This is a genomic window from Serratia sp. UGAL515B_01 (assembly GCF_033095805.1).
Taxonomy (GTDB): Bacteria; Pseudomonadota; Gammaproteobacteria; order Enterobacterales; family Enterobacteriaceae; genus Chania.
Genome location: NZ_CP109901.1, coordinates 1,529,591 through 1,543,236 on the forward strand (window position 1 = coordinate 1,529,591; position 13,646 = coordinate 1,543,236).

Below are 13,646 nucleotides of genomic sequence, written 5' to 3' on the forward strand. Positions count from 1 at the left end.
TTTTAGCAGATTCAGACTGTTGGTAAGCGTTTTAAGCACAATTGGTATTGATAGTGCCTGGCTGTCAGCAGGAAATCTTCATTCACGCTAGGGCTCCAGGAATCATCACCTCCAACCCCCATATGCTGGGCATCCAGATTCAGCCAGGTACCCGGTTCTTCCTGCAATAAATGTGCGTGGCTGCAGCTCATTAATTGTTGCAGACTATAGCGGCTCAGCGAAAAGTGGAAATGCCCCTCGGCTTGAAGGTTGCCATACCGCAACCGTTGCGTATTACAGCGCAGGCCGTTTTCACTCGGGAAGATATACGGGGTGTAGAGGTATTCCAGCGGACGGGTCCATAAACTATGCTGGGCTGAAAGTGTGCGGTCCGGGTAGTTCTCGTGTGGACCAAGCCCCAACCATTGTACCTGCGGGTGAACGTCGACTAACTGGCAGCTTAATCCGATACGTGCCGGTGGTGGTAGCGCATCGGCTACTGTCACATTGACCTCAACCTTAACCGCCCCATGGTTATCAAACAGCCACTGTTTACGGCTATGCAGCAGGGTTTGCTGGTTAAAACTGAAAGTGTGTTCGGTAACGACCCGCACGCTGTTATCAAGAGTATCGGCATAAATCTGCGCACAGTGAGATCCCAATTGATACATTCCCGCCAGCTTCCAACGTTCAACCCATGCGTTAGGATCGATACGGTCAACCTCGCTGATGCCGATATCGTTATCCAGCGGTGCACGGATGAAGTTATCGCATAGTGGCGTCAATAGAGTAGGGGTTTCATCTTGCCACCACTGGTTCAACCATCCAGAACTGCGATCGAACTGCCAGCGTTGGTTACCATGGGTGATCTCAATCTGCTTCTCGTTTTGTACCAATATTGGAACGGTACCATTATCGCACCGCGAGATGAGATGTAAGGCACGCGGCAATCGCCATTGGTCCCAAGCGCTGCGATGGTGGGCGGGTGACCAGCGAGTGGCGTGTGGCTGAACAATCTCCACGCTCAGCCACAGCTCGCCTGGCTGGTGGAGCATGGGTAATCGATCTAACAGGACGATAGTGGTGCTGGCCTGTGGGGATAAATGAAGCTCCTGGCTACCGCTGGCCCGCTCTACGCCATCCAGTTCCAAACGCCAGTTGAGCTGCTCATTGTCGGCTGTGCGAAACAGATACTCACTGGTAATAGTTAAGGCTAATCGTTGAGTGTCGAAGCTGAATTGGAAAAACTGCTGTGCGCGTTGGGCTTCAAATAGGGCAGGGTGTGGGCTACGATCGGGGAATACCAACCCATTGAGACAGAATTGACGATCGTTAGGCGTATCGCCGAAGTCTCCACCATAGGCCCAATAAGGTTGGCCATTATCGTCCAGACGGCTCAAGCCCTGATCGACCCAATCCCAGACAAAGCCGCCCTGCAATCGTGGATGCTGACGAAAAGCCTGCCAATAACGGTCGAAACCGCCAAAGCTGTTGCCCATCGCGTGTGCATACTCACACAAAATCAGTGGACGGTGTTCATCGGGTAAACCGATCCACTTCTTGATTGACCACTTTGGTACGGCTGGGAAGGGTTGATCCTGATCGACGCGCGCATACATTGGGCAAATGATGTCCGTGGCTGCCGAGTTTGCTCCACCACCTTCATATTGTACTGGCCGGGTTGGGTCCTGGCTTTTCACCCAGCGATACAGTGCGTCATGGTTAGCACCATGACCTGATTCGTTACCCAGCGACCAGATGATAATGCAGGCATGGTTGCGGTCGCGCTGTACCATGCGTGTAACGCGTTCGCTCATGGCGGGTAACCATGCAAGATCGTCCGCAAGCCGGTTCATTGGCTGCATACCATGGGTTTCTATGTTGGCCTCATCCACCACATACAGGCCGTAGCGATCGCAAAGTTTGTACCAAAGGGGGTGGTTCGGATAATGAGAACAGCGCACCGCGTTAAAATTATGCTGTTTCATTAGCATGATATCCTGGCGCATGGTGGCTTCATCCATGACCTGCCCGAGTTCAGGATGGTGTTCATGACGGTTTATACCCCGGATCAACAGTGGTTGACCATTAAGTTTCAACAAACCGTTGCTGATTTCAATCTGGCGGAAACCTACGTCGTAAGCTTCTGCCTCAACCAGTTCACCCGTAGGGGAGAGTAACAGGATCACTGCGCGGTAGAGTTCTGGTGTTTCAGCACTCCATAGCATCGGTTGCTGTACAGGTAAACGTAAGGTCGTACGATCGTCATAAGCTCCGCGTTCATCAATGACCTCGCTTCCTAAGGGCTGGGTTTTCTCGACTATCAGGGTATTTTTATGCCACAGTTGTACTTGAACCCTATGCTGCTGTGGCTGATTGACTCGCGCCTCTACCACCAATGCTCCTCGGCTGAAACTGTCGCTCAGTGGCGTGCTGATATGGACATCGCTCAGATGAGTCGTTGGCTTATGCAACAGGCTGACATCGCGAAAAATGCCGCTCATGCGCCACATGTCCTGATCTTCTAGAAAACTGCCGTCGCACCAGCGTAATACCATCACCGCCAGGCGGTTCTCCCCGGGTACTAACACGTTGCTAAGGTCAAATTCAGCAGGCAGCCGACTGTCTTGCGAATAGCCTACCCAATGTCCATTACACCAAAGGTAAAAAGCAGCATTAACGCCATCGAAAATAATGCGGGTTTGTCCACTCTCCAGCCAGTCAGGGGCAACGGTAAAGGTACGTGAATAGCAACCTGTAGGATTATCTGCGGGGACTAGAGGGGGATTAACCGGGATCGGGTACTTGATATTGGTATAGATTGGTGCGTCGAAGCCAGCCAGTTGCCAGTTGGATGGCACCGTATGTTTAACCGCATCCACCAGGTCTTGTTGCAGCCAACTTTCCGGTACAGCTTGCGGGCGCGTGAAATAGCTGAACCTCCACTCACCGTTTAACATATGGCGGCTTTGACTGGTGGCATCGTCCCGAGCCGCTTTTGCATCACGCCAGCTGGCAAACGGGGGGTGTGCTGCCAGACGTTGATAGTGAGAGCTGGCTAAGTTTTGCCAGTCTTGGCGGGCGAGGATTTCCGCCAGTGTTAACTGGGTGTTGGCTTGCATAGTCAGGGATTCCTAGGCTGGTTTCGGCAGAAGGGTTATAGGCTCAAATGGATGACAACATTACCCGACTATAGGTATTTGCAAAGTGCCAAAGGAGAGGAAAATGAGCGCGATCACACTGCAAAGCAAATATGGCCGAAGCACCGGGCAGATCAAAACATCCCCGCAGTGCATTGAATAAGGAGGTTGTACCCTTCGGTATTATTACTGGATTGCCTGTAGGCCGTTGCTGCCGTAAAAGCACGTCATCAGGAGCGAAACATAGCCTAGGCCTATCCGAGGCTTCTTGCCGCCTCGGGACCACTGACAGCCGTGTCCAAGCTATTTTAGCAATTTGAGAATAAAAAGGGATGCTACAGACTTTTCGTCAATCACTGACTGAAGAGTGATAAATCCGTTGTGGCCTGCCAACTTTGCCATAAATAATCTCTGCGGTTAGCTGGTTGTTCGCAGAGAGATACTCCAGATAACGCCGAGCCGTCGTCCGGCTGAGGCCAATTTGTTGTGCTACATTTTCTGCTGTATAGCGAACCTGCGGGTTTTTAAACAAAGCGCTTATCTTTATTAACGTTAGTTCATCAATGCCAGTAGGTAAGGCAGTACGATCGCCGCCACGCGCGTAGGTATTGAACATTTCATCAATGTGGCGTTGACTGAGCTGAGCTTTGTCTTTCAGCGCTTCACGCCGCTGGCTGAAACGCAGCAGCGTTTGTGCCAGACGATCGTAGGCTAATGGCTTAATTAAATAATCAAATACGCCGTAGCGAAGGGCTTCGGCAACGGTATCCATATCGCTGGCGGCAGTGATAAACACAATACCACCGCCATAGCCACGAAGAGCCAGCTCGCGCAGAAATTCGATACCCTGGCCGTCTGGCAGGAAATTATCCAGCAGGATAAGGTCGGGCTTGAAACGTTCTGTCATGGCGCGGGCCTGTGCCAGTGTGCCCGCGAGCCAAATTTGGCGGCAACCTCCATTTTGTTTGATAAATTCCGCATGCATCTCTGCCAAAGGCGTTTCATCTTCAACAATCAGAATCTTAAGCCATTGCAATTTAACTCTCCATCGCTGAGTAATGTGTCCAGTAATTGTAAATGACATGGCTGTATTATCAAAGCAGGTGACATGAATAAAAGTCATAAAAATAATTAAGAAAATAAAAACCATAAAAAACTTATTAAGTTCAGAGTGTTTGTGAAATAAATCAATAATCAGGGCAGGTTTTCTGTTTACCATAATGTCAGTAGTATTTATCTGATATCCATTTTTTATCGATTTTATAGGTTTCAGTTTTTATTTTAGATGTTAATTATCATGAATTTTTGTATTTCAATTGTTATTAATAAGTTATTTCAGAGAGAGAGTCATGCTGGGCGATGCCGTATTTAATCGTGTGAAAAGGTCGGAGCATAAAAATATAGCGATTATTAATGCTTTCTTGCGAAGTAACGATCTGAATATAGACACCACGGTCGAAGTTTTTATTACCGTCACACAGAATGAACAATTAGTAGCCTGTGGTGGCATTGCTGAAAATATTATCAAATGTGTGGCCATTAGCCCACAAATGCGTGGCGAAGGATTAGCGTTGTCATTGGCGACCGAATTGGTCAATTTGGCTTATGAGCGCCATCATACTCAACTGTTTATTTATACCAAAGCGCAAAACGAGCCTCTATTTCGACAATGTGGTTTTTACCCCATTGCCGGAGTACCGGGGGTGGTGGTGCTAATGGAAAACAGTCCTTGCCGGCTCAAACGATACGCCGCACAACTGGCAGATTTCCGCCAGCCGGGAAAAAAGATTGGCAGCATCGTGATGAACGCCAATCCATTTACGCGCGGTCACCAGTATCTGGTGCGCCAAGCTGCTGAACGCTGCGATTGGCTTCATCTGTTCTTAGTAAAGGAAAACACCTCGCGTTTTCCCTATGAAGATCGCCGCGAGCTGGTGTTGAAAGGCACTAATGGGATCAGCAATCTGACGGTACATGAAGGCTCACAATACGTTATCTCGCGCGCTACTTTTCCTTGTTATTTTATTAAAGAACAGGGGGTTGCGGATGATTGTTACACTGAGATCGATCTGAAAATCTTTCGCCAGTATCTGGCTCCTGCGTTGGGGATCACGCATCGATTTGTGGGTACAGAACCGTTCTGTGCCGTAACGGCAAAATACAACCGCGATATGCGTTACTGGCTGGAAACCCCAACACTTCCCAGTCCGCCAATTGAATTGGTAGAGATTGACCGGCTTCAGTATCAGGGCGTAGCGATTTCTGCCTCTTGGGTACGCAAACTATTGGCTACAGGGGATTTCCATGCGGCAGCTCCCCTAGTGCCAAAAGACACCCTTTATTACCTGCAAGATCGGCAGGCACAGCCTAATACAGCAAGAATTTGAGTCCGCACAATCAGGTGAATGATGAAAATAATCCGAGAAGCAATGGCCGGCACGCTGGAATCCAGCGATGTCATGGTACGTATCGCGCCAATAGAAGGCCCTGAACACGACCTGCTGATTGCTAGCAGCGTGGAGAAGCAGTTTGGTGAGGCCATTCGTCAAACCCTGCTACAGGTGTTACAGCACTATAACGTGCCGCCAGTACAGGTGATTGTTGATGATAAAGGTGCGCTGGATTGTGTACTGCGTGCTCGGCTGGAAACGGCACTGATGCGCGCCAGCGAAGGCACTTCGCTGCCGTGGGAGGAACGCTGTGAAAACGCTGAATAAATACCGTATGCGCCGCAGCATGCTGTTTGTTCCGGGGGCCAATGCCGCCATGGTTAGCAATGCCTTTATCTATCGAGCTGACGCGTTGATGTTCGATCTGGAAGATTCGGTGATCCTGCGTGAGAAAGATGCGGCTCGGCGTTTGGTTTATCACGCGCTGCAGCATCCGTTATACCAGGAGGTGGAAACCATCGTGCGTGTAAACGCACTGGATTCGGCCTACGGTTTAGCGGATTTACAGGCGGTGGTGCGCGGTGGTGCGGACATTGTCCGCTTACCGAAAACTGACAGCGCTCAGGATGTAATTGATATGGAACGCGAGATCGCGGCCATTGAACATGACTGTGGTCGCCCAGTGGGTAGTACCGGTTTACTGGCTGCAATTGAGTCTGCGCAGGGTATCACCAATGCGGTGGCTATCGCTCATGCTTCTCCACGCTTAATAGGTATTGCACTGGGGGCAGAAGACTATGTCCGCAATCTGCGAACAGAACGCTCACCCGAAGGCATAGAGCTGCTGTTTGCCCGCTGTTCATTGCTACAGGCGGCTCGTGCCGCTGGGATCCAGGCATTTGATACCGTCTATTCCGACGCCAATAACGAAACTGGCTTCCTGCAAGAAGCCGCGCTGATCAAGCAACTGGGTTTTGACGGTAAGTCCTTGATTAACCCACGTCAAATCGAACTGTTACACAACCTGTATGCACCAACTGGCAAAGAGGTGGCTCACGCACAACGTGTGGTAGAAGCTGCAGAGGCAGCGGAAAAAGAGGGGCGCGGCGTAGTTTCGCTGAACGGCAAGATGGTTGACAGCCCGGTTATTGAGCGGGCTCGGCTGGTACTGGAACGCGCAGCGCTCTCTGGCGTACGTGAAGAACCCAACCACAACGAGGAAGCATGATGAAACGTCAACAACGCCTGATGACATTAAATAATCACGCCGATGTACGGCTTTATCAAGACGCTTCAAAAGCCAATCTGCAGGCGCGCAAACCGCGCGATATCAAGTGCTGTGACTCGTTGCAGGAGGCGCTTCGTCGTAGTGGCCTGCAGGATGGTATGACCATTTCCTTCCACCACGCTTTTCGTGGTGGCGATCTGACACTTAATCAGGTGATGGATGCCGTGGCGGCAATGGGGTTCCGCAACCTGACGCTGGCCTCCAGTTCCTTAACCGATTGCCATGCGCCGCTGATCGGCCATATACGCAATGGTGTGGTCAGCCGTATCTACACTTCAGGTCTGCGTGGACCGTTGGCGGATGCCGTCTCTCGCGGTCTGCTTAAAGAGCCTGCGCAGATTCACTCGCACGGTGGTCGTGTTCAACTGATAGAGTCCGGTGAACTGCAGATTGATGTTGCCTTCCTTGGGGTACCTAGCTGTGATGAGTTTGGCAATGCTAACGGTTACAGCGGCGAGGCCTGCTGTGGTTCCCTGGGTTATGCCAAGGTGGATGCGGCAACGGCACGCAGCGTAGTACTGCTAACGGAGAAGATCGTCCCTTATCCACACCATCCTGGCAGTCTGGCTCAGGATCAGGTCGATCTCATCGTTCAGTTGGAACGTGTAGGGGATGCCGACAAGATCGGTGCCGATGCGACACGTATGACCTCGAATCCTCGTGAGTTGCTGATTGCTCGGCGTGCTGCTGAGGTGATCGTCGGTTCTGGCTACTTTACCGAAGGTTTCTCCCTGCAAACGGGTACCGGTGGTGCCTCACTGGCAGTAACGCGTTTCCTGGAAGACAAGATGCGTGCCCGTGGTGTCCGTGCCGGTTTTGCTCTTGGCGGTATTACCTCAACTATGGTGGATCTGCATGAAAAGGGGCTGATTGGCAAACTGCTGGACGTACAGAGTTTTGATCGCGCCGCTGCGATGTCATTAGCACGTAACCCTAACCATATCGAGATCAGTGCGAATCAGTACGCCAACTTCAATTCCAAAGGAGCGTCGGTCGATCGTTTGGACGTCGTGGTACTGAGTGCATTGGAAATTGATACTGGTTTTAACGTCAATGTCTTGACGGGTTCTGATGGTGTGATCCGTGGTGCATCTGGTGGCCACTGTGATACGGCGGCGGCGGCGCGGCTGGCGATTATCGTTGCTCCGTTGGTGCGCGGGCGCATCCCAACGCTGGTGGAGCAGGTCACCACGTGCGTTACCCCAGGTTCGAGCATTGACATTCTTGTGACCGATCACGGTATTGCTGTTAACCCAGCACGCCCGGAGTTGGCTCAACGGTTGCGCGAAGCCGGGTTGGAAGTCGTCAGCATTCAATGGCTGCGTGAACGCGCTCTATTACTGACTGGTGAACCTCAGCCGATTACCTTTACTGACAATGTCGTTGCCGTTGTACGTTACCGCGATGGTTCGGTGATTGATGTCGTGCATCAGGTTGCGGAGTAAAGCCGTGCAGCATATCGCCCCCGAGTTGGCCGCCTGCCGGGCCGTCAGTTTGCCGGAACTGCTTTCTAGCCGTGAATGCCGGCAGACTAGGCAGCAGGCTTGGTTGGCGCGCCACACTACAACGTTATTAGTGCTGACGCTGGTCGTACCCGGTGCAGTGAAAGATAGTCAATTAACACGGCAGGTTTTCAACCTGGGGTGGCAGGCTCTGCGGCACATGTATCGCCAGCAGGGCTGGCTCTGTTTACAGGAAGAAGTGCTGGCGTTGCCCACCGGTGGTGAGGGTTATATGTCACTGCAAGCCGAGGCTCGTAGAGTGAAAGAGCTGGCGATCGAGTTAGAGATAAGGAAACCGATTGGCCGTCTTTGGGATATCGACGTGCTTACCCCTCAGGGACATATTTTATCGCGACGTGAAATTGGCCTGCCTGAACGCGGCTGTTTGTTGTGCAATCAACCTGCCAAACTCTGTGCCCGCCAGCGCAGTCACAGTACAGAGCAACTACTCGATGAAATGGAAAGGATGCTCAATGCTGCGCTCTCATCCTGACTACCCGCTTTGGGAAATCCCACCTGCCTGCCAGTATTTTGCCCGCGATGCATTTCGGGCGTTGCTGGTAGAGGTCAATCTCACACCAAAACCGGGGTTAGTGGATCGCGACAATAACGGTGCTCACCGTGACATGAATATTGGCCATTTTTACCGCAGTTCGCGGGCAATCAGTCAGTGGCTTCCCCTGTTTATCCGCCAAGGCATGGTCGATGCCATTTTACCTGCCGATCGGCAACTTTCGCGTTTGCGTCCACTTGGCATGGCTTGCGAGAAAGCAATGTTCCGTGCCACCGGGGGAATAAATACCCATAAAGGTAGCGTGTTCTCTTTGGGGCTACTGTGCAGCGCTTTTGGCCGGTTACATCAGCAACAACGTCAAGTCAGCGCACAAAATCTGTGCCGCGAGGTGGCGCAAATAAGCAGCGGGTTGGTCAACCGTGAATTGAGGCATAACAACGTGGGGCAAACCGCCGGGCAGCGCTTGTTCAGCAAGTTTGGCCTGACAGGTGCGCGTGGTGAGGCTGAGTCAGGTTTCCAACAAGTGCTTGTTGGGGCATTGCCGCTGTATTGCCAAAGAATAGCCGATGGGGCTGGGGAACAGGTCGCACTGATGGACAGCTTGCTTTGGTTGATGGCGCATAACGATGACACCAACGTCGCGTCGCGGGGGGGTATCGAAGGTTTGCGCTGGCTGCAGCACTATGCCGCGCAATTATTGACGCAGGGTGGCTCAGGTATTGCGCAAGGTATCCCACGTCTACAGCAATTTAATGCGGCCTGTATAGCCCGCAACCTGAGCCCGGGCGGTAGCGCCGATTTATTGATTGTTACCTGGCTGTTGGCTCAGTTGCCACCACCGGACGCTTAAAAGAATAACAATACCTTTAGGAGACGTGTCTATGTCCGAAACCAAAGAAAAAATCTGGAAAGCACTTACCCCGTTGGTTGTGCTTGCTGTGCTGTTATTGATACCGACACCGAATGGCATGCCACCGCAGGCCTGGCGTTACTTTGCCATCTTTGTGGCGATGGTGGTTGGTATGATCCTGGAGCCGATCCCGGCAACGGCAATCAGTTTTATTGCTGTGACCGTCAGTGTGCTCAGTGCCAACTGGGTACTGTTTGGCGCTCAGGAGTTGACCGAACCGACCTTCAACGCCGGCAAAGAAGCCCTTAAATGGGGATTGGCCGGGTTCTCAAGCACCACTGTCTGGTTGGTATTTGGCGCTTTTATCTTTGCTCTAGGGTATGAAGCTACCGGATTAGGGCGGCGTATTGCACTTTTCTTGGTGAAGTTTATGGGCAAACGGACGTTAACGTTGGGGTATGCCGTTGTGATCATCGATATCCTACTCGCCCCGTTTACTCCCTCAAACACCGCGCGTACAGGTGGGACCGTGTTCCCAGTGGTGAAAAACCTGCCGCCTCTATTCGACTCATTCCCTAACGATCCCTCGTCTCGTCGAATTGGGGGATACCTGATGTGGATGATGGTAGTAGGCACCAGTATCAGCTCTTCAATGTTTGTGACAGGTTCTGCACCAAACGTACTGGGCATTGAGTTCGTCGGTAAAATTGCTGGTGTTCATATTAGTTGGATGCAGTGGTTCTTGGCTTTCTTACCGGTCGGCCTGCTGCTGTTGATTGTCGCACCGTTAATTTCCTACTATCTGTATAAACCTGGGGTGACTCACAGTGAAGAAGTGGCGAGTTGGGCCGATAAGGCTCTGGGGGAAATGGGTAAGCTGACCCGTAAAGAATATACCTTGATCGGTTTGGTATTGCTCAGCCTTGGGCTATGGGTATTTGCCGACAAACTGGTGAATGCCACGGCTGTATGCCTGCTTGCGGTATCGCTGATGTTGGCACTGCACGTGGTGAGCTGGAAGGATATCACCAAATACTCCAGCGCTTGGAATACCCTAGTTAATCTGGCCACTTTGGTGGTTATGGCCAGTGGCCTGACCCGCTCTGGGTTTATCGATTGGTTCGCCAATACCATGAGCACCCATCTGGACGGTTTTTCTCCAAAAATGACCGTCATTATGCTGGTGCTGGTGTTTTACTATGCACACTATCTATTTGCCAGCCTATCCGCACATACGGCCACCATGCTGCCAGTGATCTTGGCAGTTGGTAAAGGTTTACCGGGTGTACCAATGGATCACCTTTCCATACTGTTAGTCTTGTCTATCGGCATCATGGGGGTACTTACGCCTTATGCAACCGGTCCTGGTGTGATCATCTACGGCTGTGGTTATGTGAAATCCAAAGACTATTGGCGGCTCGGTGGTATCCTCGGTGTGGTGTACATTTCGGCGCTGTTGCTGATTGGTTGGCCAATTCTCAGTTTATGGTATTGAGTTAATCAGTGGCATCTCTGGAGGGCCACAGTGGTTGATGAAGTCACCTTCTGGCCCGAGATACTCGGGCCTAACGCACCGAGGGGCGCTCCGACGGCTTACGCCGTTACAACCCCATCGGCACGCTCTCCCTGATAATGGGGTTGTCGGTAGTTTGATCGGTCATTTTTGGATGGCCGCTGCCGTTAGCCCTCCCCGTGATACCTATCACACACTTTCATCTCGAATGCCGCCATCATGCGTAGTCGAACGTTAACTTATTAAAAATAATCATTTTCTAGGAGTTTCTACGGATGAGAAAAAAAACGTTGTTACTGTGTCTGCCCCTGTTATTCAGCGGTGCTGCGATGGCTGAGAATGAAGGGTATCAACTCGAGCAAGTGTTGGTGATGAGCCGGCATAACCTGCGAGCTCCGCTGGCAAACAACGGTAGCGTGTTGGCGCAGTCCACGCCTAAAGTCTGGCCGCAGTGGGATGCGCAAGGCGGGTTGTTGACAACCAAAGGTGGGGTGCTGGAAGTATACATGGGCCACTATTTCGCTGACTGGTTAAAACAGACCGGCTTATTACCTCAGGAAGGCTGCCCGGCCAATGATAGCGTCTATGTGTATGCCAACAGCCTACAGCGTACCGTAGCCACCGCACAGTTTTTTACCAGCGGCGCGTTTCCAGGGTGTGATATCCGTGTTCACCATCAAGACAAAATGGGGGAGATGGACCCTACGTTTAACCCGATTATTACCGATAGCAGCGAAGTTTTCGGTCAGCAGGCGTTAAGTGCTATGAATGCCAAGCTAGCCTCTTTGAAACTGGATAATGCCTACAAGCAGTTGGCCCAAATTATCGACTACGAAGAGTCTGCCGCATGTAAAACAGACAACCATTGTGATCTAACCACTGAGCCAAGCAAGATGAGTGCTGTGCCGGGGAAAGAACCCGGAGTTACAGGGCCGCTAAAGGTAGGAAATTCGTTGGTGGATGCCTTTATGTTGCAATATTACCAAGGTTTTCCAATGAAAGACGTTGCTTGGGGCAAGGTTGTAACACCGGAGCAATGGCAACAGTTAGCACTGTTGAAAGACGGCTATCAAGACTCACTGTTTACGTCGCCAGTCGTTGCTCAGAACGTCGCAAAGCCCTTGTTGACCTACATAAATTCAGCACTGGTCAGTGAGCGAAAAACCGATAAGCCAAAACTGACCGTCTTGGTAGGGCATGACTCCAACATAGCCTCATTGCTTTCAGCGATGAAGTTCAAACCTTACCATTTGCCTAATCAATATGAGAAAACACCGATTGGTGGAAAGCTGGTATTCCAGCGTTGGCATGACAGCAAGGGAGAACGTGACCTGCTGAAAATTGAATACATTTATCAATCTGCTGAGCAATTGCGTAATGCAGAACCTCTGACACTGAAGGCCCCACCGCAGCGGGTGACTCTGGCCTTGGAAGGCTGTCCGGTGGATAAAGAGGGTTTTTGTGCCTGGCGTGACTTTGAAAAAACCATGAAGGAAATTCTTTAACACTGAGAAGATGTTCTTAATACCGCAACATTTCACGCTTCTTGCTGGTGGGAATGATGAAACGCGGACATGCCGTGACCGGTTCGCTTAACCGGCATCATTCCCACCAGTGGCATTATTACGCGCTATTTATAGGCTGTGCCGTAGGGGCGCTACACCATGCTTTTACGGCAATATATACTGAGTCATCTTCCTCTTAATAACGGACGAAACGTGCTCTCTCACTTTCTTACTCAAGTTGAATTCATTCCTGTATCTGCTTTTTCCGGCGTGGTTGCACAATGCAAATTCTCTGCGGAAGATTATCAAGACGATTTCTTTGCTTTGGCCGGGTTGGATTTTCCCGAACACTTAGCATCAGCGGTGGCAAAACGACGTGCTGAGTATCTGGCAGGCCGCTTTTTGGCACGGCAAGTCCTGGCATCGCTTGGACACCCGAATTTCATTCTATTACGTGGTGAAGACCGTGCGCCAATATGGCCAAACGGGATCGCAGGAGCGATCAGCCACAACCGTGATACGGCACTTTGCGCTGCGCAGTTTGACTTAGGAGCCGCATGCGTAGGTATTGACGTGGAAACAGAGATTCAACCCAAGCGCGCAGAGGCGTTGTGGAGCGGCATTGTTAGCGATGCTGAGTGCCTTTGGTTACGGCAGCAGAACCAGCCATTTAATCTCTTATTGACGCTGGTTTTCTCCGCCAAAGAGAGTTTGTTCAAAGCACTGTATCCGCAGGTTCGTTGCTATTTTGATTTTCTGGACGCGCGGATAGTTTCGTTGAATATGCAGCAGTGTACTTTTGAGTTGGAGTTGCAAAAAACGTTGACGCCGCATTTCCATTTATGGCGTTGTTTTCGTGGGAGTTTTTGGCTTGAAAGTGACAATGTCACTACATTTATTTGTTGTTAAGTTCGTATTAGCACTTCGTTTCGATTCCAACAGAGGATTTATATTTTTCTATCAAC

11 protein-coding genes are annotated in these 13,646 nt (G+C 51.1%); 9 read left to right on the forward strand and 2 right to left on the reverse strand.

All coding sequences use genetic code 11. The features are described from left to right. Positions 1-11: 11 nt before the first annotated feature. Positions 12-3,101: a beta-galactosidase gene (locus OK023_RS07080; protein ID WP_317696299.1), complete on the reverse strand. Its 3,090-nt coding sequence runs from the start codon at positions 3,099-3,101 to the stop codon at positions 12-14. Between the two features lie 367 nt (positions 3,102-3,468). Beyond that, positions 3,469-4,155, reverse strand: coding sequence for a two-component response regulator DpiA (gene dpiA / locus OK023_RS07085; RefSeq protein WP_317696301.1), 687 nt, complete (start codon positions 4,153-4,155; stop codon positions 3,469-3,471). Positions 4,156-4,468: 313 nt separating this feature from the next. Between dpiA and citC the strand changes: the two genes are divergently transcribed. From citC to OK023_RS07130, 9 genes are all read left to right on the forward strand, one after another. Beyond that, the gene (citC, locus tag OK023_RS07090) at positions 4,469-5,506 is read left to right on the forward strand and encodes a [citrate (pro-3S)-lyase] ligase (protein ID WP_317696303.1); all 1,038 of its coding nucleotides are present in this window, start codon (positions 4,469-4,471) and stop codon (positions 5,504-5,506) included. Between the two features lie 21 nt (positions 5,507-5,527). Then, positions 5,528-5,836: a citrate lyase acyl carrier protein gene (gene citD, locus OK023_RS07095; protein ID WP_317696306.1), complete on the forward strand. Its 309-nt coding sequence runs from the start codon at positions 5,528-5,530 to the stop codon at positions 5,834-5,836. 7 nt (positions 5,837-5,843) lie between these two features. Next, on the forward strand, positions 5,844-6,737 hold the full coding sequence (gene citE, locus OK023_RS07100; RefSeq protein ID WP_317697551.1) for a citrate (pro-3S)-lyase subunit beta: 894 nt from the start codon (positions 5,844-5,846) through the stop codon (positions 6,735-6,737). Beyond that, positions 6,737-8,242 (forward strand): citrate lyase subunit alpha, encoded by a 1,506-nt coding sequence (gene citF, locus OK023_RS07105; RefSeq protein ID WP_317697553.1) that lies wholly within the window; start codon positions 6,737-6,739, stop codon positions 8,240-8,242. The genes citE and citF overlap by 1 nt, the downstream gene beginning before the upstream one ends. Positions 8,243-8,246: 4 nt before the next feature. Then, the gene (gene citX, locus OK023_RS07110) at positions 8,247-8,792 is read left to right on the forward strand and encodes a citrate lyase holo-[acyl-carrier protein] synthase (RefSeq protein ID WP_317696308.1); all 546 of its coding nucleotides are present in this window, start codon (positions 8,247-8,249) and stop codon (positions 8,790-8,792) included. After that, positions 8,773-9,663, forward strand: coding sequence for a triphosphoribosyl-dephospho-CoA synthase CitG (gene citG / locus OK023_RS07115; RefSeq protein WP_317696312.1), 891 nt, complete (start codon positions 8,773-8,775; stop codon positions 9,661-9,663). The genes citX and citG overlap by 20 nt, the downstream gene beginning before the upstream one ends. Positions 9,664-9,694: 31 nt before the next feature. After that, entirely contained in the window at positions 9,695-11,158 is a 1,464-nt protein-coding gene (locus tag OK023_RS07120; RefSeq protein ID WP_317696315.1) for an anion permease, read from the forward strand. Between the two features lie 293 nt (positions 11,159-11,451). Then, positions 11,452-12,681, forward strand: coding sequence for a bifunctional glucose-1-phosphatase/inositol phosphatase (gene agp / locus OK023_RS07125; RefSeq protein ID WP_317696318.1), 1,230 nt, complete (start codon positions 11,452-11,454; stop codon positions 12,679-12,681). Positions 12,682-12,840: 159 nt separating this feature from the next. Continuing rightward, positions 12,841-13,590: a 4'-phosphopantetheinyl transferase gene (locus OK023_RS07130; RefSeq protein WP_317696320.1), complete on the forward strand. Its 750-nt coding sequence runs from the start codon at positions 12,841-12,843 to the stop codon at positions 13,588-13,590. Positions 13,591-13,646: the final 56 nt, after the last annotated feature.